The sequence below is a fragment of the Pseudomonas soli genome (assembly GCF_900110655.1).
GTDB lineage: Bacteria > Pseudomonadota > Gammaproteobacteria > Pseudomonadales > Pseudomonadaceae > Aquipseudomonas > Aquipseudomonas soli.
In genome coordinates this window covers 216,978-238,656 of the sequence record NZ_FOEQ01000002.1, presented here as the reverse complement: position 1 = coordinate 238,656, position 21,679 = coordinate 216,978, and the positions used below count along the sequence as shown (strand labels likewise).

General features: G+C 65.7%; 15 protein-coding genes. 3 read left to right on the top strand and 12 right to left on the bottom strand.

Annotated elements, in window-relative coordinates:
- Nucleotides 1-100: 100 nt before the first annotated feature.
- The 8 genes from BMY03_RS05715 to BMY03_RS26305 form a co-directional block, all read right to left on the bottom strand.
- Nucleotides 101-895 carry an endonuclease/exonuclease/phosphatase family protein gene (locus BMY03_RS05715; RefSeq protein ID WP_094010499.1) on the bottom strand — a complete coding sequence of 265 codons (795 nt, stop codon included), beginning with the start codon at nucleotides 893-895 and terminating at the stop codon, nucleotides 101-103.
- 86 nt (nucleotides 896-981) lie between these two features.
- On the bottom strand, nucleotides 982-3,135 hold the full coding sequence (glgX, locus tag BMY03_RS05710; RefSeq protein ID WP_023632104.1) for a glycogen debranching protein GlgX: 2,154 nt from the start codon (nucleotides 3,133-3,135) through the stop codon (nucleotides 982-984).
- A 155-nt stretch (nucleotides 3,136-3,290) separates the two neighbouring features.
- The gene (locus BMY03_RS05705; RefSeq protein WP_038705784.1) at nucleotides 3,291-3,560 is read right to left on the bottom strand and encodes a DUF2934 domain-containing protein; all 270 of its coding nucleotides are present in this window, start codon (nucleotides 3,558-3,560) and stop codon (nucleotides 3,291-3,293) included.
- Nucleotides 3,561-3,577: 17 nt separating this feature from the next.
- Nucleotides 3,578-6,352, bottom strand: a complete 2,775-nt coding sequence (locus BMY03_RS05700; RefSeq protein ID WP_094010498.1) for a malto-oligosyltrehalose synthase — start codon at nucleotides 6,350-6,352, stop codon at nucleotides 3,578-3,580.
- Nucleotides 6,349-8,418 carry a 4-alpha-glucanotransferase gene (malQ, locus tag BMY03_RS05695; protein ID WP_094010497.1) on the bottom strand — a complete coding sequence of 690 codons (2,070 nt, stop codon included), beginning with the start codon at nucleotides 8,416-8,418 and terminating at the stop codon, nucleotides 6,349-6,351. The genes BMY03_RS05700 and malQ overlap by 4 nt, the downstream gene beginning before the upstream one ends.
- On the bottom strand, nucleotides 8,415-10,157 hold the full coding sequence (gene treZ, locus BMY03_RS05690) for a malto-oligosyltrehalose trehalohydrolase (protein WP_038705787.1): 1,743 nt from the start codon (nucleotides 10,155-10,157) through the stop codon (nucleotides 8,415-8,417). Before treZ ends, malQ begins: the two co-directional genes overlap by 4 nt.
- A gap of 14 nt (nucleotides 10,158-10,171) precedes the next feature.
- A complete protein-coding gene (glgA, locus tag BMY03_RS05685) occupies nucleotides 10,172-11,731 on the bottom strand; it encodes a glycogen synthase GlgA (protein WP_094010496.1) in 1,560 nt (519 codons plus the stop codon).
- 490 nt (nucleotides 11,732-12,221) lie between these two features.
- The gene (locus tag BMY03_RS26305) at nucleotides 12,222-12,389 is read right to left on the bottom strand and encodes a DUF6026 family protein (protein WP_023632543.1); all 168 of its coding nucleotides are present in this window, start codon (nucleotides 12,387-12,389) and stop codon (nucleotides 12,222-12,224) included.
- A gap of 161 nt (nucleotides 12,390-12,550) precedes the next feature.
- On the opposite strand from BMY03_RS26305, the gene gnd reads away from it, so the two are divergent.
- Nucleotides 12,551-13,570 (top strand): phosphogluconate dehydrogenase (NAD(+)-dependent, decarboxylating), encoded by a 1,020-nt coding sequence (gene gnd / locus BMY03_RS05680; RefSeq protein WP_267302229.1) that lies wholly within the window; start codon nucleotides 12,551-12,553, stop codon nucleotides 13,568-13,570.
- Nucleotides 13,571-15,079, top strand: a complete 1,509-nt coding sequence (gene zwf / locus BMY03_RS05675) for a glucose-6-phosphate dehydrogenase (RefSeq protein WP_023630066.1) — start codon at nucleotides 13,571-13,573, stop codon at nucleotides 15,077-15,079.
- A 46-nt stretch (nucleotides 15,080-15,125) separates the two neighbouring features.
- On the opposite strand, the gene BMY03_RS05670 is transcribed toward zwf, so the two are convergent.
- Nucleotides 15,126-16,175, bottom strand: a complete 1,050-nt coding sequence (locus BMY03_RS05670) for a 3-oxoacyl-[acyl-carrier-protein] synthase III C-terminal domain-containing protein (protein ID WP_023630065.1) — start codon at nucleotides 16,173-16,175, stop codon at nucleotides 15,126-15,128.
- A 243-nt stretch (nucleotides 16,176-16,418) separates the two neighbouring features.
- On the opposite strand from BMY03_RS05670, the gene BMY03_RS05665 reads away from it, so the two are divergent.
- Complete coding sequence (locus BMY03_RS05665; RefSeq protein WP_094010495.1) at nucleotides 16,419-18,218, top strand: glycoside hydrolase family 15 protein; 1,800 nt, start codon at nucleotides 16,419-16,421, stop codon at nucleotides 18,216-18,218.
- A gap of 141 nt (nucleotides 18,219-18,359) precedes the next feature.
- Here BMY03_RS05665 and glpT read toward each other — a convergent pair whose 3' ends face one another.
- The 3 genes from glpT to BMY03_RS05650 form a co-directional block, all read right to left on the bottom strand.
- Nucleotides 18,360-19,712, bottom strand: a complete 1,353-nt coding sequence (glpT, locus tag BMY03_RS05660) for a glycerol-3-phosphate transporter (protein ID WP_046856272.1) — start codon at nucleotides 19,710-19,712, stop codon at nucleotides 18,360-18,362.
- A 176-nt stretch (nucleotides 19,713-19,888) separates the two neighbouring features.
- A complete protein-coding gene (locus BMY03_RS05655; RefSeq protein ID WP_038705791.1) occupies nucleotides 19,889-21,175 on the bottom strand; it encodes a PQQ-dependent sugar dehydrogenase in 1,287 nt (428 codons plus the stop codon).
- Complete coding sequence (locus tag BMY03_RS05650; RefSeq protein WP_094010494.1) at nucleotides 21,172-21,594, bottom strand: DUF2231 domain-containing protein; 423 nt, start codon at nucleotides 21,592-21,594, stop codon at nucleotides 21,172-21,174. The genes BMY03_RS05655 and BMY03_RS05650 overlap by 4 nt, the downstream gene beginning before the upstream one ends.
- Nucleotides 21,595-21,679 lie beyond the last annotated feature (85 nt).

The window sequence follows — 21,679 nt, the reverse complement described above, 5'->3', positions numbered from 1 at the left end:
AAATGCCTGTTTGTCTATTTAACTTGTTGAATAATGACAAGTTTCAATTCGGTATATCGACAATGGTGATTTCCCGTCGCGTGGCTATGCCGAATCGTTGCTACAACCGCACTTCCACCGCCAGCGGGAGGTGATCGGACAGGTGGGTCCAGGGCTTGTTGCCGAGGATTCTCGGCGTATGGCTGTCGGCATTGCGCAGGTACACGCGGTCCAGGCGCAGCAGGGGCAGGCGGGCGGGATAGGTGCGGGCGAGCAGGCCGTGGTGGCGCTCGAACGCCTCGTGCAGGTCGCGGTGCAGGCGCAGGGTCCGGTTGCCGCGCAGTTGCCAGTCGTTGAAGTCGCCGGCGATGATCACCGGGGCGCCGGCGGGCAGGGCGTCGAGCAGTTGGCGCAGCAGATGCAGCTGCTTCTGCCGGTGCCGTTCGAGCAATGACAGGTGCACGCAGATCGCATGCACCTGGCGCTGGCCGGGTACGTCCAGCACGCAGTGCAACAGGCCGCGGCGCTCGGGGCCGGTGATCGACACGTCGAGGTTGCGATGCTCGATGATCGGGTACTTGGACAGCAGCGCGTTGCCGTGGTGGCCGTCGGGATAAACCGCGTTGCGGCCGTAGGCGAAGTCGCTCCACATGCTGTCGGCGAGGAATTCGTACTGCGAAGTCTGGGGCCAGCCGGGGTAGCGCGCGGCGTGGCGGTCGTGGCTGCCGAGCACCTCCTGGAGGAACACGATGTCAGCCCCGGTGCTGCGCACCGCCTCGCGCAGCTCCGGCAGGATGAAGCGCCGGTTGAAGGCGGTGAAGCCCTTGTGGGTGTTGACCGTCAGCACCTTGACCCGGTGCACGGCCGGGGCCTGGCTGACGCTGGCGAAACCTGGACTGCCGGCTTCGAGGTTCACGACCGCTCCTGTTCAATGAGGGCTGCGCAGCAGCCCCAGGTTCAACTGGCTCGACACAGTCTAGGACAGGACTTCCTGTTTCGGGTTCAGTCCTCCTCCCGCTGCAACACCATCAGCAGCAACGACCGCCCCTTGACCTCGAACACGGTGTCGAACGCCAGGTGCTGCGCCTTGCGCAGCTCGGGCCGGTCGGTGTCGACCAGGCAGCTCCAGTAGTCGCCCTCCGGCACCGCCGGCAGGGTGAATGGCACGACGTCGTGGTAGGCGTTGACGATCAGCAGCATGGTTGCCTCGGCGCCTGGGCGGGCGATGCCACTGACCTGGGCGCGGCCATCCATCAGCATGCCCAGGCAACGCCCGTGCGGATCCTCCCACTGCTCGACGGTCATCTCGCTGGCGTCCGGAGCCAGCCAGGTGACGTCCTTGACGCCGATCGCCTCGTTGTAGTCGCCGACCAGGAAGCGCGAACGCCGCAGGATCGGATAGGCCAGGCGCAGCCGGGTCAGGCGCTTGACGAAGGCCATCAGCGCCAGACCGTCTTCATCCAAGTCCCAGTTCACCCAGCCGATCTCGCTGTCCTGGCAGTAGGCGTTGTTGTTGCCGTGCTGGGTGCGGCTGAATTCGTCCCCGGCGACGATCATTGGCGTGCCCTGCGCCAGCAGCAGTGTCGCGAAGAAGTTACGCATCTGGCGCATGCGCAGGGCGTTGATTGCCGGGTCGTCGGTGGGCCCTTCGACGCCGCAGTTCCACGACAGGTTGTTGTCGGTGCCGTCCTGGTTGTTCTCGTCATTGTCCTCGTTGTGCTTGTCGTTGTACGACACCAGGTCACGTAGCGTGAAGCCGTCGTGGGCAGTGACGAAGTTGACCGAAGCGTAGGGGCGCCGGCCGCGGTTGTTGAACAGGTCGCCCGAGGCGGTGATGCGCGCGGCGAAATCGGCGAGCATGCCTTCGTCGCCTTTCCAGAAACTGCGCACCGTGTCGCGGAAGCGGTCGTTCCACTCTGCCCAGCCTGGGGCGAAGTTGCCCACCTGGTAGCCGCCCGGGCCGCAGTCCCAGGGTTCGGCGATCAGTTTGGTCTGGCTGAGCATCGGGTCCTGGCGACAGGCCACAAGGAAGCCATGGCGCTCGCTGTAGCCGTCGTGGTAGCGGCCAAGGATGGTCGCCAGGTCGAAGCGAAAACCATCCACGTGCATCTCTCCGGCCCAGTAGCGCAGCGAGTCGGTGACCAGTTGCAGGACACGTGGATGGCTCATGTCTAGGGTGTTGCCGGTACCGGAATCGTTGATGTAAAAGCGCCGGTCGTCGGGCATCAGGCGGTAGTACGAGGCGTTGTCGATACCGCGCATCGACAGGGTCGGGCCGCGTTCGTTGCCTTCGGCGGTGTGGTTGTAGACCACGTCAAGGATCACCTCCAGGCCTGCGTCGTGCAGGTGCGCGACCATCTCCTTGAATTCGGCGATCTTGCCGCTGGCCAGATAGCGCGGGTGGGGGGCAAAGAAGGCGATGCTGTTGTAGCCCCAGTAGTTGTTCAGGCCCTTGTCCAGCAGATGCTGATCATTGACGAAGGCGTGGATCGGCAGCAGCTCGATGCTCGACACGCCCAGCTCCTTGATATGGCCCAGCAGCTCGTCGTTGGCCAGGCCCGCGAAAGTGCCGCGCAGGTGCTCGGGCACCGCCGGATGGCGCATGCTGATGCCGCGGGTGTGGGCCTCGTAGATGATGGTGCGCTCCCATGGGATCGACACGCGCTGGTCGCGGCCCCAGGTGAAGGCGGGGTCGATGACCTTGCACTTGGGCACGAACGCCGCGCTGTCGCGCTCGTCGAACGACAGGTCGCCGTCGGGGTGGCCGATGGTGTAGCCGAACAACGCCTCGGACCATTTCAGCGTGCCCACCAATTGCTTGGCGTAAGGGTCGATCAGCAGCTTGTTGGGGTTGAAGCGGTGGCCGTTCTCCGGCTCGTAGGGACCGTGCACCCGATAGCCGTAGACCAGGCCAGGGTGGGCGTCGGGCAGGTAGCCGTGATAGATCTCATCGGTGTATTCGGGCAACTCGATGCGCTCAAGCTCGGTTTCGCCGCTGGCGTCGAACAGGCACAGCTCGACCTTGGTGGCGTTGGCTGAGAACAGGGCGAAGTTGACCCCAAGGCCGTCCCAGGTGGCGCCGAGGGGGAAAGGCAGGCCTTCGCGGATGCGCGATGGGGCGACGGAGCGGGTTTTCTTCGGGGTGCGGGGGCTCATGGCGTTCCTTTAGTGCGTGAACAGAGAATGCGTGAACAGAGGGATCGCGGGGCACGCCCGCTCACACCCACGAGCACTCAGTGACTGAGGCGTGGGAGCGGCGGTGCGCCGATGCGACTTGCCCCGCGATGAGGGCGGTACAGGCTGCAGAAGGCTCAACCAGCGGCAGGTTTCTTCGCCGCTCGCGGTTTTTTAGCCGCCGCAGCCGGCTTCACACCCGGCAACGCCGCCACTTTGGGGTCTGCAGGCGGCTTGGGCTTGGCCGCTGCCTTTTTGCGCGGGGGGGCCTTGGGGGCCAGCGCCTCGGCTTCGGCCAGCTTGCGCGCCTTGTCCCAATGTTCCTCCTCGCGACCCTCCGGCTTACCCTCCGATTCCCAGATCTGATAGGCGAACTCGCGAATACGCTTTTCATCGACACTCATCACGACGCTCCTGAATACAGTTAGGCATGATCAATCAACACATTGACCGGAAACTCCGCCAGCACGGTGCTTAACATCAGCTCCCTTGAAGGGCTGACCGCACCGCCGCCGAAAAGTCCCGAACAGTTGGCAGGCGACAGGGCAAACGGCAGTACAAGCCGGGTATCGTCCCAGTTCTGTGCCGGGATCAACGGAGTGGCGGCCGCGCCCAGCAGGGCGCTGGCCAGCCGTGGCACGACGATGACGGCGCGCTCGCCCTGGCCGAGGCGGGCAAAGGCCAGCACCTGGTCGGCGTGGCGGCCCTGCACGGTCAGTGGCAGGTAGGCGCCGCGCTGGAACAGCTCGGGATGGGCCTGGCGGGCGTCCAGCACGCGGGCCACCAGGACCTGCTTGATGCGGCCATCGCGCCAGTGGGCGAGCAGCTCGGCGAGTGGCGTACCGTCGTCGAGGCTGGCGCGCCTGGCCGGGTAGTCCACCGGGCGGCGGTTGTCCGGGTCGACCAGCGAGAGGTCCCAGTATTCGTTGCCTTGGTACAAATCCGGCACGCCGGGGGTGGTCATGCGCAGCAGGCACTGCACCAGGCCATTCAAGGCGCCGGGACAGGCCAGGCGCTGCGCGGCCTCATGCAGGGACTGGCGCAGCTGCTGGTTTTCCTCGGCCAGCAGCAGGCCGTCGACATAGGCCGCGCAAGCCGCCTCGTAGCGTTCATTGGGCGCCGCCCAGCTACTGCGCAGCTTGGCCTCGCGCAGCGCCTTGCATTGCCATTGGCGAATACGCTCGGCGTAGCGCTGCAGGCCTTGCGCATCCTCCAGGTCGAGCTCCAGCGGCCAGCTGCCGAGCAGCGTCTGCAACAGCAGCAGCTCGTCGCCGGGGCTTGGCGCCTGCCCATCGTCCAGTGTTTCGCGCAACGGCGCGGCCAGCTCGCGCCAGTGCTCGACGCGGCTGGCCAGCCAGGGCGCGCGTTCGCTGAGCACGGCCAGCCGCGCGCGGCAGTCTTCGCCGCGCTTGTGGTCATGGGTGGCGGTCGCCAGCAGGTTGTCGGGAAAGTCGCGCAGGCGGCGCTGTGCTTCGTTGTGGAACCAGGCGGCGTCGGCGCTGAAACGCTCAGCGTCGAAGCCCACGTCGTTGCGCGACAGCAGCCGGGCGGATCGATAGAACGCGGTGTCTTCCACGGCCTTGGCGGCGCTGGGGGCGGTCAGTTGCTGGAAGCGCACACAGGCGTGGCGCAGATGCTTGCGCGGGCGGCCTGGCGGCAGGTGCCGCCAGGGTTGGCCGCCGAGCCAGCGTTCGAGTTGCTCGAGCAGCGGCCAGTCGGCTTCACCCAGCGACTGGCGCGCCCCGGCCAGCGCCTGCTGGAAGAACGCCTCGTCCTCGGCGGGCCGGCCGCAGGCGTTGATGTAAGTGCGGTACACCGGGTAGTACTCGACCAGCGCCTGCAACGCCCGGCGAATCGCGCCGAGGGTGAGGTCGCGGGTCATCAAGTCGTCGCGGGCCACTTGCAGCAGGGCCTGGGCCACCGATTCGCAGTCGCCGGCCAGGCTGGCGTTGAGCACCAGGAGTCTGGCAATGCGAACCTCCTCGGGGAATTCGGGACGCTCGCTGGTACTGCGCCATAGTTCCTCCAAGGTGAGCTCGCCCGCAGGGTCGTGCTGCAGCAGCGACACCTGGTTCATGAACTCGTAGCCGGTGGTGCCGTCGGTGAGCCAGTCACGGTGCAAGTGCTCGTCCGTGCCAAGGATTTTCTCGACGTAGATGGGGAAGTGCGCCAACGCGGCATCGACGGGGCGTCGCGCCAAGAGCGAGTCGACTCGGCGGCGCAGGTTGCGGCAGTAGCGGCGTGGATCGGCCAGGCCGTCGATATGGTCGATGCGCAGGCCATCGACCAGGCCGCGCTCGATCAGCTCGAACAGCTTGGCGTGGGTGGCCTCGAACACCACGGCACGCTCCACGCGCAAGCCGCCGAGTTCGTTGATGTCGAAGAAGCGCCGCCAGTTGATGTCGTCGGCGGCGGTGCGCCAGCTGGCCAGGCGGTAGGTCTGGCGCTCGAGGAGTAGGTGCAAGCGCTTGAAGCCTGCTTCTGCGCGGCTGTCGAAGGCGGCGAGGGCTGATTGCGGATCCGCGCCGGCAGCGGCCAGGCGCGCCAGTTCACGGTGCAGGGGCTGGACTTCGCGCAACGGCTCTGCCGCTTCGCCGAGGGCGCTGAAATGCGCCGCCAGCGCTTGCAGGCGCGGGTCCTCGGCCTGGCCGAGAATTCGGGGATAGTCCAGGGGGCAGATCGGGAAACGGTGCTCATGGTGGGCAACTTCGAAGCGCCCGTGGTGCGCATCGAAGGTTAGCGGAATCTCGCCGTTGTGCAGGGCGGCGCCATAGTCGCTGCCCAGGAACGGCAGCAACAGTTGCCCGGCCAGCAACGGATCGCTGGAGTGCCATTGGATATCGAAGAACTCCGCGTAGGGGCTGCGCCGGCCCCAGGCCAGCAGGCTCTGCCACCAGGGGTTGTCGGCGCCGCCTACAGCCATGTGGTTGGAAACCGTGTCGACGATGAGCCCCATGCCATGCTGGCGCAAGGCCGCTACCAGGCGTTCGAGCGCTGCCTCGCCGCCGAGTTCGGGATTGACCCGGGTCGGGTCGACCACGTCATAGCCATGGCGCGAGCCTGCGCGGGCAGTGAGGATCGGCGAGGCGTACAAGTGGCTGATTCCCAGCCGGGCAAAATAAGGTACCAGCGGCACCGCGTGGTCGAGGGTGAAGTCGCTGTGCAGTTGCAGGCGCAGAGTGGCGGTCAAGGGTTTCATCGGTCACGCTCCCAGGCTTGTTCGCGGGCCTGGGCCAGCAGTTCCAGACGCCGGGCGGCGTCCTCGTCGTCCAGCAGTTCGCGCACCGACGCCTTGAAGCGGCGGCGCCAATTGGGATGGCCGGTGGTGGTGCCGGGCAGGTTGGGTTGCTCGTCGTTGCCCAGCAGGTCTTCCAGGGGCACCAGTACCAGCGGCGCGCGGGTATGGCCGACAAAGCGGATCGCTGCGTCGATCAGTGCCGAATCGTCGCGCAGTGGCCCGTAGTTCTGTTCCAGGGTGCGGCGCAGGCCGTCGCGCTCCAGCGCCCGGGTATGGCGCCAGTGCAGCTCGGTGGCGGCATCGATCAATTGCAGGCGGTGGCTCCAGTCGATATCACGGCCGCTCAGCCAGCCGGCGAGTGGGGCCAGGTCATGGGTGCCGGTGGTGGCCAGGGCGTTGTCCGGCCAGTCGAGGATCGGTGTGAAGCGTCCGGGGGGCTGCTGCTCGAATGGCAGCACCCGCATGCCCAGCACGGCCTTGTCGGCCAGGCGTTCGCGCAGGCCCTCGGGCACGGTACCCAGGTCCTCGCCGAGGATGATCGCCTGGTGCCGCGCCGACTCCAGCGCCAGCAAGCGCAGCAGGTCGTCCAGTGGATACTCCAGGTAGGCGCCTTCGCTGGGCTTGGCGCCACGCGGGATCAGCCACAGGCGGCGCAGGCCCATCACGTGATCGATGCGCAGGCCGCCGGCATGGGCCAGGTTGGCCCTCAGCATCTCGATGAAGGCGCGGTAGCCGTTGCGTCGCAGGCCTTCGGCGGAGAACGCGCAGATGCCCCAGTCTTGCCCGGCGCGATTGAGTATGTCGGGCGGCGCGCCGACGTTGAGTTCCGCCAGCAGTTCGTCCTGGCGGCTCCAGGCCTGGCTGCCGGCACCGTCCGCGCCCACTGCCAGGTCGGCGATCAGGCCCACGGCCATGCCGTTGCCGCGTGCCGCGTCCTGGGCCCGCTGCAGGCTGCGCTCGGCCAGCCACTGGCAGAAGGCATGGAACTCGACCCGCGCCGGATAGGCGTTGGCGAAGGCTTCGACCTCGGGATCGTAGGGGTCGTGCCAGGCCTTGGGCCAGTTGCGCCAGTCCGCGCCCAGGCCGCTGCTCACCGCCTCGGCCTGCAGCACTTCGAAGCGGCAGTGGTGTTCCAGTTGCTCGCCGGCGTTGGCGCGGAAACTGTCGAAGTCTGCGCGCAGGGGGTGCTCGCCCTGGCTGAAATGTCGGTAGAGCGCTTCGAGCAGGCGCAGCCGGGCCTCGGCGGCCCTGGGCCAGTCCACCAGCGTGTGCTGCTCCAGCGCTTCGAGGGTCGCCTCCAGTTCACAGGCCTCGGTGGCCATGCGCACTTCGCGTTCGCCGAAGACCACGCCGGGGCTGGCATAGAGCACATTGAGCAGCAGGCGGCTGGACGGCGAATAAGGGCTGTAGTGGTGCTGGTCGAAGGCCGACAGGGTGTGGATCGGGCTGATCGCCAGGGCATCGGCACCGCGCTCGGCGGCGTGGCGCGCCAGTTGTTCCAGCGCCAGACAGTCGCCAAAGCCGCCGTCGCCGGGGCGCCGCAGGCTGTACAGCTGCACGGCAAGGCCCCAGCAACGGGGCGGGGGTTGCTCCACGCAGTCTTGCAGGGCATGGCAACGCGCCGGTGCCACGGCCACGGTACAGGTCCGGCCATCGATATCCAGGCGGTGATAGCCCAGGGGCAAGCCGGCCGGCAGCCGCGCCTGGGCGTCCAGGGTCAGACTGCGCTGGCTGCCGTCTTCCAGACTGCAGCGGACCTGGCTGGCGGCGCTGAAGTAACGCTGCAGGTCCAGGGGCTGGTCGATGTCGACGGTCAGCAGCGGTGGCAGGTGCTCGCTGTCTTCGGCCTGCTCCACGGCGCGCAGGCTGGCGTCGATCTCGGCAGCGTTGCCGGCCGGGTGGCCAAGGCCGGCGAGCACCTGGCGCAGCACGTCATCGCTGACCTGCTGCGGGCGGTTGTTGGCATCGATCCAGTCGCGGGCCAGGCCCACCCGGGCGGCCAGGCGGTGAAGGGGCTCTGCGCTCATGGCATCTCCTGGTCGGGGGGCAGCAGGCTCACCACGCAGCTGTGCGCGGCTAGCATCGAGTCGGGGTGGGCGTTGTCGCTGCTGTCGAACAGGCGGCGGGGCAGGGCCGGCAGGGTGACCGGCTGGGGCTGGGCCTCGAGGTTCAGGTCGATGCGCAGCTGCTGGCCGTCGCCCAGGCGCCAGCGGGCGGTCAGCGCCTTGGCGCCGAGTACCTCGCAGCCCTCGGCGCGGGTGCCGGGCAGGTGCGGGATGACATGGCGCCTGCGCAGTTCGAGCAGTTGCTGGTACAAACCGTGCCATCCGGCCAGCACCTCCTGTTGCCTAGGTTTGGAGGTCTCGAAGGTGGTCTCGGCGTTGGGGTCGGGTATCTGCTCGCGCTTCTGCGGGTCGGCGAAGGCCTCGAAATGGGCGAACTCGCCACGCCGGCCTTCACGCACGGCATCGGCCAGCGCGTCGTGGAAGTCGGTGAAGAACAGGAACGGCTTGCGGCTGCCGTCGTCGTCGCCCATGAACAGCAGCGGGATCATCGGCGCCAGCAGCAGCAGGGTGGTGGCGGCCTTCAGTGCCTGCGGCGGGCAGAGCCGGGACAGCCGTTCGCCCAGGGCGCGGTTGCCGACCTGGTCGTGGTTTTGCAGGAACAGCACGAACGCGCTGGGCGGCAGGTGGCCGCTGGGCTCGCCGCGCGGCCTGCCGTGGCGGTCGGGCTGGCCCTGGAACACGAAGCCCTCGGCCAGGCAGCGCGCCAGCTGCTCGATCGGCCGGTCCTTGTAATCGGCGTAGTAGCCTTCGGTTTCGCCTGTCAGCAGTACGTGCAGGGCGTTGTGGCCGTCGTCGTTCCACTGCGCGTCGAAGCCTTGCTCGAGCAGCGTCGCCTGGTTGTGCTCGTTCTCCAGAACCAGCCAGACCTGCCGCCCGGGCTCGACCGTGGCGCGTACGCGCTGGGCCAGTTCGACGAGAAAGTCCGGCTGGTCGATGGCGTGCACCGCGTCCAGGCGCAGGCCGTCGCAGCGGTAGTCGCACAGCCACATCAGGGCGTTCTGTATGAAAAACTCGCGCACCTCGGCGCGACGGAAGTCGATGGCCGCGCCCCAAGGTGTCTGGCGGTCTTCACGGAAAAACGGGCTGGCGTAGCGGTGCAGGTAATTGCCGTCCGGGCCGAAATGGTTGTACACCACGTCCACCAGCACCATCAGACGCTCGGCGTGGGCGGCGTCGACCAGCGCGCACAGGTCTTGTGGGCGGCCATAGCTGTGCTGCGGGGCGAATGGCAGCACCCCGTCGTAGCCCCAGTTGCGCTCACCTGGGAACTGCCCCAGGGGCATCAGCTCGATGGCGCTGATGCCCAGCTCGGCCAGGCGCGGCAGCTGCTGGGCCACGCCGGCGTAGCCATCGAGCAGGCCTACGTGCAGCTCCTGGATCACTGCCTCGTGCCAAGGCCGCCCCTGCCAGGGATGGCGCCAGGGATAACCGCTCAGGTCCACCAGTTCGCTGGGGCCCTGTACCCCCTCCGGCTGGCAGCGCGAGGCCGGGTCGGCCACCGGCAGTTCATCGTCGATCAGAAACCGATAGCGTTCGCCCGCTTGGCAGGGGGCGACGCCGGTATACCAGCCCTCGTCGTCGGGCAGCAGTGCCACAGGTGGCCGCTCCCCGATCGTCACGCTCACGCTGCGCGCATCCGGCGCCCACAGGGCGAAGCGCGCCGACGTGGCGTCCAGTAACTGTGCGCCATGCTTGTGCATCGTCGGCTCTCCGCTCAGTAGTAGGCGTGCTGGGTCTGCTTCACCAGGTCTTCGTACAGCCGCGCGTAAGGTTCCACCGCCTGGCACCAGTTGAATGGCTGGGTCATCGACAGGCAGCGCATGGCATTGAGCAGGTGCTTCTTGCCATACACGTAGAAAGCGCGGCTCAGGGCCTCGCGGTAGCTGTCCACGGTGGAGTCGTCGAACAGGAAGCCGGTCACGCCGTTCTCGATGGTGTCGGCCAAGCCGCCCGTATTGCGTGCCACCGGCAACGAGCCAAAACGCTGGGCGTACATCTGGCTCAGGCCGCAGGGCTCGTAGCGCGATGGCATGAGCAGGAAGTCGCTGCCTGCGAACATGCGCCGGGCGTCGGTCTCGTTGAAGCCGATGCGCACGCCGATGCGGCCGGGGTGACGCAGGGCCAGGTCGCGCATGGCCTGTTCTTCCTCGGGTTCACCACGGCCGATGATGGCGATCTGGCCGCCTTGCTCGACGATGTAGTCGGCCACGCCCAGGGTCAGGTCCAGGCCTTTCTGGTAGACCAGTCGCGAAACCACGGCAAACAGTGGTCCCTCGCTCGCTTCCAGGCCGAACAGCGCACGGACCTGGTCGGCATTGCGTGCCTTGCCCTCCCAGTCGTTGATGCTGAAGTTGTAGTCCAGGTGCTGGTCGGTGGCCGAGTCCCAGCTTTCGTCGATACCGTTGGGGATGCCGCCGAGCAGGCCTTGCTGGGCTTTGCTGGCAAGAAAACCGTCCAGGCCACAGCCGAACTCGGGTGTGGTGATTTCCTTGGCGTAGGTGGCGCTGACCGTGGTGATCTGGCTGGCGTATGCAAGCCCGGCCTTGAGGAACGACAGCTTGCCGTAGAACTCCATGCCTTCCTGCTGCATGGCGTGGTCTGGGATCGCCAGCTCCGGGCTGCAGCCACGGCTGTACACGCCCTGGTAGGCCAGGTTGTGGATGGTGAACAGGGTCGGGGTGCTCAGGCCGCGCCAGTGCATGTAGGCCGGGGCCAGCCCGGCCGGCCAGTCGTGGGCGTGCACCAGGTCGGGGCGCCAGTGGGCCATTCCTTCGCCGGCGGCTATTTCTGCAGCCGCCAGGCCCAGGCGGGCGAAACGAATGTGATTGTCGGGCCAGTCGCGACCGTTGTTGGCGCCGTAGGGCGTGCCGTCGCGCTGGTACAGCTCGGGGCAGATCAGCACATAGATAACCAGGCCGTCGGCCAGATCCATGCGGCCGATCTTGCACGGCGGCAGCGCGGCGTGGCCGCCCAGTTCGCCGACAATGTGAATGGGGTTGTCGCTCTCGACCACCTGGCGGTAACCGGGGATCAGCACGCGCACATCGTGCAGGTGCGCCAGGGCACGGGGCAGGGCAGCGGACACGTCGCCCAGTCCGCCGGTCTTGACCAGGTCGGCGATCTCCGAGGTGACGAACAACACCTTGCGCTTGTTCGGGTTATGCTGGCGCTGCGCGCCGGGTGCCTTGCCTGTCGGGGCGAGGGCCGCAGGCAGCGGCTCGCGGTTATCCGGGTTGAATGACTCTACGTGAGGTTCGACAGCGGCACTGATCATACTTCTCTCCGTCCCTTGTTCTGTGTACTTGGCGTTGGCTCGTGGGTCTGCTCTCTGATCGTTGTTGCATCTTCGTAGTGCGTTCCTTGCCCCAGATTCGTGCGCGCAGGCACGGCACGCTCGGCATTCCCGCCGAAAAACGTATGGACTGGTTGGGGGTGTGGGCCTGGCGTGAGGCAGTCCTTTTGCTTCGGCCCTACTTAATTCCTGACCTGCCCGGGTTTTGGAAAGTTCGACTTTTTTACCTGACTTTTTCCGAGCAAAACGCGGGCCGAAACTGGAGTGTAGGAGACGAAGCGGTATGAAAGTGACCCATTGGTCATTTTTGTGGCGATGCTTTGCCCGCGCAAACGTTGGCGAGTTGTTGCAAAATATGAGGGTAGACGGCGTAGGCGATCCGGATTCGCCACAGGCGCGGCACAAGGTGAGCACAGCGGGAAACTGTGAAGAGGTGGGAGCCTGGCAGCTCCCACGCAGATGGGGCGTTGATTCAGAGGCCGGCGGCCTTGCCTTGCAGGCGGGCCTGTTCAAGCAGCAGGTTCAGCTCGGCGACCTGCTGGCGCAGGTCATCGCGCTCATCCTTCAACTGGCGCAGCTCGTCGCGGCGCACGGTGACATAGAGGGTCTGGGTGGGAGTGGCAGGCATCAGGGTACCCATGGACACACCTCGCATGGCTGGTGACATTTTGAAGCGTAGACGCTTCACGCGGCGCGCATTCTGAATTCTTTGCAGGCCCTTGGGAACTTTTTTGTTTATCGTTGTCGCCCCGTTCGTCGGTGAACCCTACGCCAGAACGCTGGACTAATCTGAAATCTTCAATTGTTGTAAAGCAAAACCAACGGGAGCGTCGGCACATGCAACTGGGAATCATCGGGCTTGGCCGCATGGGCGGCAATATCGCAAGGCGCCTGATGCGCGCAGGTCACAGCACTGTGGTCCACGATCGCAACCGCGAAGCCATCACTACCCTGGAAAGTGAAGGGGCCGTCGGCGCCCACGACCTCGGGGCGCTGGTGCAGAAACTCAAGGCGCCGCGCGCGGTGTGGGTCATGCTGCCCGCCGGCGAAATCACCGAGCAGACCATCGCGCAACTGGCCGACCTGCTCGAGCCGGGCGATGCGATCATCGATGGTGGCAATACCTTCTACAAGGACGACGTGCGCCGCGCCGCCGAGCTGGGCAAGCGTGGCCTGCACTACCTCGACGTCGGCACCTCCGGCGGCGTGTGGGGCCTGGACCGTGGCTACTGCATGATGATCGGCGGCGAGAAAGAAGTGTTCGAGCGCCTGGAACCGCTGTTCAAGGCGCTCGCCCCGGGCGTCGGTGACATTCCGCGCACCCAGGGCCGCAGCGGCGAGCACGAGCGCGCCGAACACGGTTACATCCACGCTGGCCCGCCCGGCGCCGGTCACTACGTGAAGATGGTGCACAACGGCATCGAGTACGGCCTGATGCAGGCCTACGCCGAAGGTTTCGACCTGCTGCGCAGCAAGGGTGGCCCGGAGTTGCCGCAAGAGCAGCGCTTTGACCTCAATGTGGCCGAGATCGCCGAAGTTTGGCGCCGCGGCAGCGTGGTCACCTCCTGGCTGCTGGACCTGACCGCCGACGCGCTGGTGGCCGACCCGCAACTGACCGAATTCAGTGGCTCGGTGTCCGACAGCGGCGAAGGGCGCTGGACCATCGACGCCGCCGTCGAACAGGCCGTGCCGGTGCCGGTGCTGTCCAGCGCGCTGTTCGCCCGTTTCCGCTCGCGCCAGCAGCAGGGCACCTACGGTGACAAGATCCTCTCCGCCATGCGCCTGGGCTTCGGCGGCCACGTCGAGAAAAAGAAGGACTAAATGACTAAACCGACCATCCCCGCGGCGCCGCCATGCACCTTGTTCCTGTTCGGCGCCAACGGCGACCTGGTCAAGCGCCTGCTGATGCCGGCGCTGTACAACCTCAGCCGTGACGGCCTGCTCGACCGCAACCTGCGTATCGTCGGGGTCGACCACAACCCGGCCACGGCCGAGGACTTTGCCGCGCGCCTGCATGCCTTCATGCAGGCGCGGGACAAGGGCGCGGAAGGGAGTGCCAAGTGCCTGGACGAAAAGCTCTGGGCGCGCCTGGCCAAGCGCCTGGACTATCAGACCGGCGACTTCCTCGACCCCGAGACTTACCAGGCCCTGGCGCGGCGCATCGCTAAAACCGGCCATGGCAATGCCATTTTTTACCTGGCCACCTCGCCACGCTTCTTCCCCGAGGTGGCCCAGCGCCTGGGCGACGCCGGCCTGCTCGACGAGTCGGGCGGCGGCTTTCGCCGGGTGGTGGTGGAGAAACCCTTCGGTACTGACCTTGCCAGCGCCGAAGCGCTCAACGCTTGCCTGCTCAAGGTGATGAACGAGCGGCAGATCTACCGCATCGACCATTACCTGGGCAAGGAAACCGTGCAGAACATCCTGGTCAGCCGTTTCTCCAACGGCCTGTTCGAATCGTTCTGGAACAATCATTACATCGACCACGTGCAGATCACCGCCGCCGAAACCGTCGGCGTCGAGACGCGCGGGGCGTTCTACGACAACACCGGCGCTCTGCGCGACATGGTGCCCAACCACCTGTTCCAGCTGCTGGCGATGGTCGCCATGGAGCCGCCGGCGGCCTTCGGCGCTGATGCCGTGCGCGGTGAAAAGGCCAAGGTGATCGGCGCCATCCGTCCCTGGTCGCAAAAGATGGCCCTGCGCAATTCCGTGCGTGGCCAGTACAGCACCGGCAAGCAGGGACGCAAGAAACTGCCCGGCTACCGCGAAGAAGCCAATGTCGCCCCGCACAGCCAGACCGAGACCTATGTCGCGCTCAAGGTGATGATCGACAACTGGCGCTGGGCGGGGGTGCCGTTCTACCTGCGCACCGGCAAGCGCATGAGCGTGCGCGACACCGAGATCGCCATCTGCTTCAAACCGGCGCCCTACGCGCAGTTCCGCGAAAGCGAACTGGAGCGGCCCAAGCCCAACTATCTGAAGATCCAGATTCAGCCCAACGAAGGCATGTGGTTCGACCTGCAGGCCAAGCGCCCTGGGCCGGAGCTGGTGATGGAAAATGTCGAGCTGGGTTTCGCCTACAAGGACTTCTTCAAGATGACCCCGGCGACCGGCTACGAGACGTTGATCTACGACTGCCTTACCGGCGACCAGACCCTGTTCCAGCGCGCCGACAATATCGAGAACGGTTGGCGTGCCGTGCAGCCGTTCCTCGATGCCTGGGCGGCCGAGGGTGGCGAGGTGCATGAGTATGCGGCGGGAGAGGATGGCCCCGAGGCCGGTGATGAGTTGCTGGCGCGGGACAAGCGCGAGTGGCATACGCTGGGGTGAGCTTGCAGCAACCTACCGCCGTTGGCGGTAGGCGCGCAAATATGCCCTACAAAGTGAACGACAGCGCCGAGAACACCATCCCGCCACTGCCCGCCCAGCCCATGCAGAACTGGCCTTGCTCGGCTTCGCCCCGGCTCATCGCATCAAAGATGCCGAAGGGAATCGACGCGGTAATGATGTTGCCGGTCTTGTGCCCGACGTGATGCAACTTGTGATCGACGCCGATCATCTGGCCAATATGTTCCCACATCTTTGGCGAGCCGGTATGGATGAACACTTTGTGCACGTCGTCCGCGGTGAGTTTTTGCAGGTTGAAGACTTTGATCGCTTCGTTACGACCATCTTCGTGCAGGGCGGCGGCATAGGAGTTGAATTGATATTGGCCACCGGTGGGTTCGATCTTGGCGATATCCGCCTCGTTGCAGAACAGTTTCCAATCCGGCAACGAGATGGTTGACAAGTCACTCAGGTCGGGTCGGTTGATGTACGAGAACTTGAAGTTGTCCGTTGCTTCATTACTGAGGATGGTGACAACGGCGGCTTCACCGATGGTAAAGCTCGGGAACTTGTAGGCCAGTTCGGCCGGCGACTGCAGCGAGAAGTTCTTGGGCATCACCGGCCCGCCCGCCGACATGCCGAACTCCATGTTGACGATGGCGGCGTAGCGGATTTCACCCGCCTGCATCTTGCTGTTGATGACGTCCATCGCCGTCACCCAGCCGTTGCAGGCGTCGACCACATCGAAGTTGCGGCAGTTCAGCCCCAGTGCCTTGGCTATGAAGGTACTGTTGGCCGGCTCGATGAAGCCACGGGTGACGTTGGGGTAGATCAGCAGGTCCAGGTCGGCCTTGCTGATATTGGCCTGGGCCAGCGCCGCGTCGAAGGCCGCTTCCATCAATTGCATCGGCGTCTCGTCAGCCGCCAGCCAATGGCGGGTGTCGCTGCCGCTTTTTTCCAGCAACTTGCCGATGGTCTTCAGTGTTTTCGGCAAGTCTTCCTGGAAAGTGTTGCGGGAGTGTTCTTCCACCAGGTTGATAACGTCCTGGTTGCTGACGCAGCGTGAGGGCAGTATTCCGGATAATCCGACAATCTTCATAAAACGTCCTTGTTGAAAGTAGTGACTCAGCGCAATGGTTGCGCACGGGCAGAAGCTTAATCATCCTGATAAGCAACCACTGGCGCGGTATTTCTAACACAGCGCAACAGTGAATCAGTGCCGTGGATCAATGTTCCTGCGCATCGATTCCAACGCCTCGGCAACCTGCGCCAAGTACATCTCAACGGAACCGGCAATCGCGCTTCGGCATCCAAACTCACGCCCACCGCCTGAGGATCCGAGATGCCCGCCCTGATCGAAGACTACGCCCTCATCGGCAACTGCCGCAGCGCCGCCCTGATCAACCGCGACGGCGCCATCGACTGGTTGTGCCTGCCGCGCTTCGACGCCCCCGCAGTGTTCGCCGCGTTGCTGGGCAACGAGGAAAACGGCCGTTGGCGCATCGCCCCCAGCGACCCGGTCGAGCACAGCGCGCGCCGCTACCTCGACGACACCCTGGTACTGGAAACCACCTGGACCACCGCCAGCGGCCGCGCCCGCGTACTCGACTGCATGCCCCTGGGCGAGGCCAATGCGGTTTTGCGTATTGTCGAGGGCCTGGCCGGCGAGACGGCGTTCGAGATGGACCTGGTGCTGCGCTTCGACTATGGCCGCAGCGTGCCCTGGGTGGAGAAGCTCGACCCGCTGACCCTGAGCGCGGTGGCCGGCCCCGATCGCCTTATCCTGCGCAGCAGCACCGAGACCCATGGCCGGGACCACCACAGCGTTGCCCGGTTTCGCGTGCGCGCCGGTGAGCGTCAGGTGTTCAGCCTTTGCCATCAGCCCTCGCACCTGCCTGTGCAGCCCGGTTGCGATGTCGACCACGACCTCGAGCAGACCATCAACCAATGGCAGGCCTTCGCCGCCCGCTGCCCCGACGTCGGCCCATACACCGAGCGGGTACGCCGTTCGCTGCTGACCCTCAAGGCCATGACCTACGCGCCCACCGGGGGCATGGTCGCCGCCGTCACTACCTCGCTGCCCGAGCGCGTCGGTGGCGAGCGCAACTGGGACTACCGCTACTGCTGGCTGCGCGACGCCACCATGACCTTGCTGGCGCTGATGAACCTCGGCTACTTCGACGAGGCCCAGGCCTGGCGCGAGTGGCTGCTGCGCTCGGTGGCGGGCAACCCCGAGCAGATGCAGATCATGTACGGGCTGGCCGGCGAGCGCGACCTGCCGGAGTTCAGCCTGCCCTGGCTGCCCGGTTACGAGCATTCGCAGCCGGTGCGGGTCGGCAATGCCGCGTCCGAGCAGTTGCAGCTGGATATCTACGGCGAACTGGCCGACGCCATGACGCAGGCCATCAAGGGTGGGCTGCCGCGTCATCCGCGCAGCGCCGCCATCGCCCGCTCGATCCTGCCGTACCTCGAAAGCATCTGGCGCGAGCCGGACGAGGGGCTGTGGGAGGTACGTGGCGGTCGTCAGCACTTCGTGCACTCCAAGGTCATGGCCTGGGTTGCCTTCGACCGCTCGGCGAGCCTGGCCGACACCACCGAGGAAGGGCGTGAACGGGGGCGACATTACCGCCAGGTGGCGGACCAGATCCGTGACGAGGTCTGCCGTCGCGGGCTGGATGCCGACGGGCGTCACTTCGTTCAGGCCTACGGCTCGACCGAGCTGGACGCGAGCCTGCTGCAGATCGCCCTGACCGGCTTTCTGCCGGCCGACGATCCACGTTTCCTGCGCACCCTCGAACAGATCGAAACCCGCCTGCTGCGCAACGGCCTGCTGCTGCGCTACGACAGTGACAGTTGCAGCGACGGCCTGACGCCAGGGGAAGGGACGTTCCTGGTGTGTTCGTTCTGGTTGGCGGATGTCTACGTGCTGCTGGGGCGGCAGGAGGAGGCGCAGGCGCTTTATGAGCGGCTCACGGCCTTGTGCAATGACGTGGGATTGCTGGCCGAGCAGTACGATCCGGTGGGCAAACGGATGCTGGGGAATTTCCCGCAGGCGTTCAGCCATATTGGCATCATCAATACGGCGTTGAACCTGCACCGGGCGCAGTGTCCGGTGCGGGAACGGGCACGGTGCGGTGACTGAGGTCAGGTGGTTTGATCTTGGTAGGAGCGGGCTCGGCCGCGATCACCAGCGCAACCGGTGATCACGCGGTTGCATCAAGCCGCTTGAAAAAAAGCCCGAGGTGCAGGCCCCGGGCTTTTACTTGAGCGTCAGCCGAGGCTGTCAGGCCACTGCCTCACGACCGGCACTGGCCACCTTGGTATGGCGCAAGGTCGGAATCAGGAACGCGATCGCCAGCACGCACGCGCTGACCAGCATCACGAAGCCACCGTCCCAACCGAAGTGGTCGACGGTGTAGCCCATCGCGGCGCTGGCCGCGACCGAGCCGCCCAGGTAGCCGAACAACCCGGTGAAGCCGGCTGCGGTACCAGCGGCTTTCTTCGGCGCCAGTTCCAGCGCCTGCAGGCCGATCAGCATCACTGGTCCGTAGATCAGGAAGCCGATGGCGAACAACGCGATCATGTCGATGGTCGGGTTGCCCGGCGGGTTGAGCCAGTACACCAGGGTGGCCACGGTCACCAGGGCCATGAACACGATGCCGGTCAGGCCACGGTTGCCGCGGAAGATCTTGTCGGACATCCAGCCGCACAGCAGGGTGCCGGGGATGCCGGCCCACTCGTAGAAGAAGTAGGCCCACGAGGTGGTGTCGACGCTGAAGTGCTTGGCTTCCTTCAGGTAGGTCGGCGCCCAGTCCAGCACGCCGTAGCGCAGCAGGTAGACGAACACGTTGGCCAGGGCGATGTACCACAGCAGTTTGTTGCACAGCACGTACTGGACGAAGATCTGCTTGGCGCTGAACTCCTGCTCGTGGCTCTCATCGTAGCCTTCGGGGTAGTCGTTCTTGTACTGCTCGACTGGCGGCAGGCCAACCGACTGCGGAGTGTCGCGCATGGTGGCGAAAGCGAACACGGCCACCAGCACGGCAACCGTGGCAGGCACGTAGAAGGCCGCATGCCAGTCGTTGGTCCAGGCCAGGCCCAGCAGGAACAGCGGGCCGATCAGGCCGCCGCCGACGTTATGGGCGACGTTCCACACCGACACCACGCTGCCGCGCTCTTTCTGCGACCACCAGTGCACCATGGTCCGCCCGCTTGGCGGCCAGCCCATGCCCTGGGCCCAGCCGTTGATGAACAGCAGCACGAACATGATCGTCACGCTGGACGTGGCCCAATGCGCGAAACCGAAAATGAACATCACCCCGGCCGAGATCAGCAGGCCGAAGGGCAGGAAGTAGCGTGGGTTGGAGCGGTCCGAGACCAGGCCCATGAGGAACTTGGACAAACCGTAGGCGATGGCGATGGCGGAGATCGCCAGGCCCAGCTGGCCGCGGGTGTAGCCCTCTTCCTCGATGAGGTAGGGCATGGCCAGGGAGAAGTTCTTGCGCAGCAGATAGTAGCCGGCATAGCCGAAGAAAATCCCGGCGAAGATTTGCCAACGTAGGCGGCGATAGGTGCTGTCGACGCGCTCGTCGGGCAGCGGCGCCTGGTGCGCGGCAGGGCGGAAGAAGGCAAACATGTGAAGCTCCCAGCTTGTTATAGGTATGCGAAAACGAATTTTACATTTTCGTTACAGAAAAAATACCGGTTTTGCTGGGAAGTACTGTTGTTTTGTGAACCTTGGCCAGCGCTATCCGCACCCGAGCCCTCTCCCGCGCGAATTTCGCGCAAGAGGGGCTGTTCAGCGTCAGGCGCTTACTGATTGCGTGTAACCCGCCAAACCGTGTTGGCCAGGTCGTCGGCGATGATTAGCGCGCCTTTCGGATCGACCGTGACCCCCACCGGGCGCCCACGGGTCTTGCCGTCCTCACCGAGGAAACCGGTGGCGAAATCCACCGGCTCGCCGGCCGGCTTGCCGTCACGGAACGGCACGAAGATCACTTTGTAGCCCACCGGGTTGGGCCGGTTCCAACTGCCGTGTTCACCCACGAACACGCCGTCGGCGAAGGTTCCGCCCATGGCCGGGTTGGAGAAGGCCACGCCCAGCGCCGCCACATGCGAGCCGAGGCTGTAGTCGGGCTTGATCGCGGCTTTCACCTTGTCCGGGTTCTGCGGGCGCACGCGCTCATCGACGTTCTGCCCCCAGTAGCTGTACGGCCAGCCGTAGAACGCACCTTCGCGCACCGAGGTCAGGTAGTCCGGGACCAGGTCCGGGCCCAGTTCGTCGCGCTCGTTGACCACTGCCCACAGTTGGCCGTCCCCCGGTTGGATGGCTAGCGCGGTCGGATTGCGCAGGCCGGTGGCATAAGGCCGGTGGGCGCCGCTCGCGGCATCGACCTGCCAGACCATCGCGCGGTCGACCTCCGCTTCCATGCCACGCTCGGTGATGTTGCTGTTGGAGCCGATGCCGACGTACAGGTAGCGACCGTCGGGGCTGATGGCCAACGACTTGGTCCAGTGGTGGTTGATCTCGGCGGGCAGGTCGGTGACCTTGGTCGGCGGGCCACCGGCCTGGGTCTGGCCGTCCTGGTAATCGAAGCGCACCAGCGCGTCCTGGTTGGCCACGTACAGCTTGCCGTCGGCATAGGCCAGGCCATAGGGCGCATTGAGGTGTTCGGCGAACACCGTCTGTAGTTCGTAGCGGCCATCGCCGTCGGCGTCGCGCAGCAGGGTAAGGCGGTTGCCGCCCTTGACCTGGGTGTTGCCCTTGGCCTTGATCTGGCTGGCGATCACATCCTTGGGCTTGAGTTTGGCGGCGTTGCCGCCACGCCCCTCGGCAACGAGGATGTCGCCATTGGGCAGCACCAGGATCTGGCGCGGGATCTTCAGGTCGGTGGCGATGGCGCTGACGCGGTAGCCCTGGGGCACTTGGGGTTTTTGCTCACCCCAGGCGGCCGGCTGGGCGATCTTCATGCTTGGCAGCAGCCCGCGTTCGGGGGCCGGCAATTTTGGATCCGGGCCATGGGCCTGGGTCTTCTCGCCATCGCCGCCACAGGCGCTGAGCAGCAGGGCCATGCTCAGGGCGCTCAATGCGTGCTTCATGCTTCGCCCTCCGTGCGCAGGCGGGTCAGGCCGGCCCAGGTGGCGAGGATGGCCAGCACCGTGACCACCACTGACAGCACCAGGCCTGCGGGCATCACGGCCCAGGCGTCCTTGGCGTGCTCGAAGGCGTTGACCAGGCCCAGTACCCAAGTGACAAGCAGCAACAGCACGTACAGCAGCGGGCGACCGGCCTTGCGTGGCGCACGGATCAGGTTGGCCAGGGCGAACAGCAGCGCCAGGCCGCTGGATAGCAGGGCCCCGGCGATCAGCCAGGCGGCGAAGTTGCTCCACTGGATCTGGTAGCTCTGGTAGTAGGCGATGTCGCTGAGCAGGGCGCCTAGAAACAGCGGCACGCTGCCGGCGAGCAGGGTCGCGTGCAGCGGCCCTGGGGTGCTACGGGGGAGGGTGGTGGTGGTCACTGGCTAGGCTCCTTGTCGATCGACGATCCTGGGTCGAGGGTGCTTAGATGAGGATCGTGATCGAGGCGCAATAGTTCAGTGGCGT

What these genes read in the sequence shown, in the direction of transcription:
- glgA (WP_094010496.1), bottom strand. Translation starts at nt 11,731, where the DNA reads ATGATCAGTGCCGCTGTCGAACCTCACGTAGAGTCATTCAACCCGGAT.
- BMY03_RS05700 (WP_094010498.1), bottom strand. Translation starts at nt 6,352, where the DNA reads ATGAAACCCTTGACCGCCACTCTGCGCCTGCAACTGCACAGCGACTTC.
- BMY03_RS05670 (WP_023630065.1), bottom strand. Translation starts at nt 16,175, where the DNA reads ATGAAGATTGTCGGATTATCCGGAATACTGCCCTCACGCTGCGTCAGC.
- glpT (WP_046856272.1), bottom strand. Translation starts at nt 19,712, where the DNA reads ATGTTTGCCTTCTTCCGCCCTGCCGCGCACCAGGCGCCGCTGCCCGAC.
- malQ (WP_094010497.1), bottom strand. Translation starts at nt 8,418, where the DNA reads ATGAGCGCAGAGCCCCTTCACCGCCTGGCCGCCCGGGTGGGCCTGGCC.
- BMY03_RS26305 (WP_023632543.1), bottom strand. Translation starts at nt 12,389, where the DNA reads ATGGGTACCCTGATGCCTGCCACTCCCACCCAGACCCTCTATGTCACC.
- BMY03_RS05655 (WP_038705791.1), bottom strand. Translation starts at nt 21,175, where the DNA reads ATGAAGCACGCATTGAGCGCCCTGAGCATGGCCCTGCTGCTCAGCGCC.
- zwf (WP_023630066.1), top strand. Translation starts at nt 13,571, where the DNA reads ATGACTAAACCGACCATCCCCGCGGCGCCGCCATGCACCTTGTTCCTG.
- glgX (WP_023632104.1), bottom strand. Translation starts at nt 3,135, where the DNA reads ATGAGCCCCCGCACCCCGAAGAAAACCCGCTCCGTCGCCCCATCGCGC.
- treZ (WP_038705787.1), bottom strand. Translation starts at nt 10,157, where the DNA reads ATGCACAAGCATGGCGCACAGTTACTGGACGCCACGTCGGCGCGCTTC.
- BMY03_RS05665 (WP_094010495.1), top strand. Translation starts at nt 16,419, where the DNA reads ATGCCCGCCCTGATCGAAGACTACGCCCTCATCGGCAACTGCCGCAGC.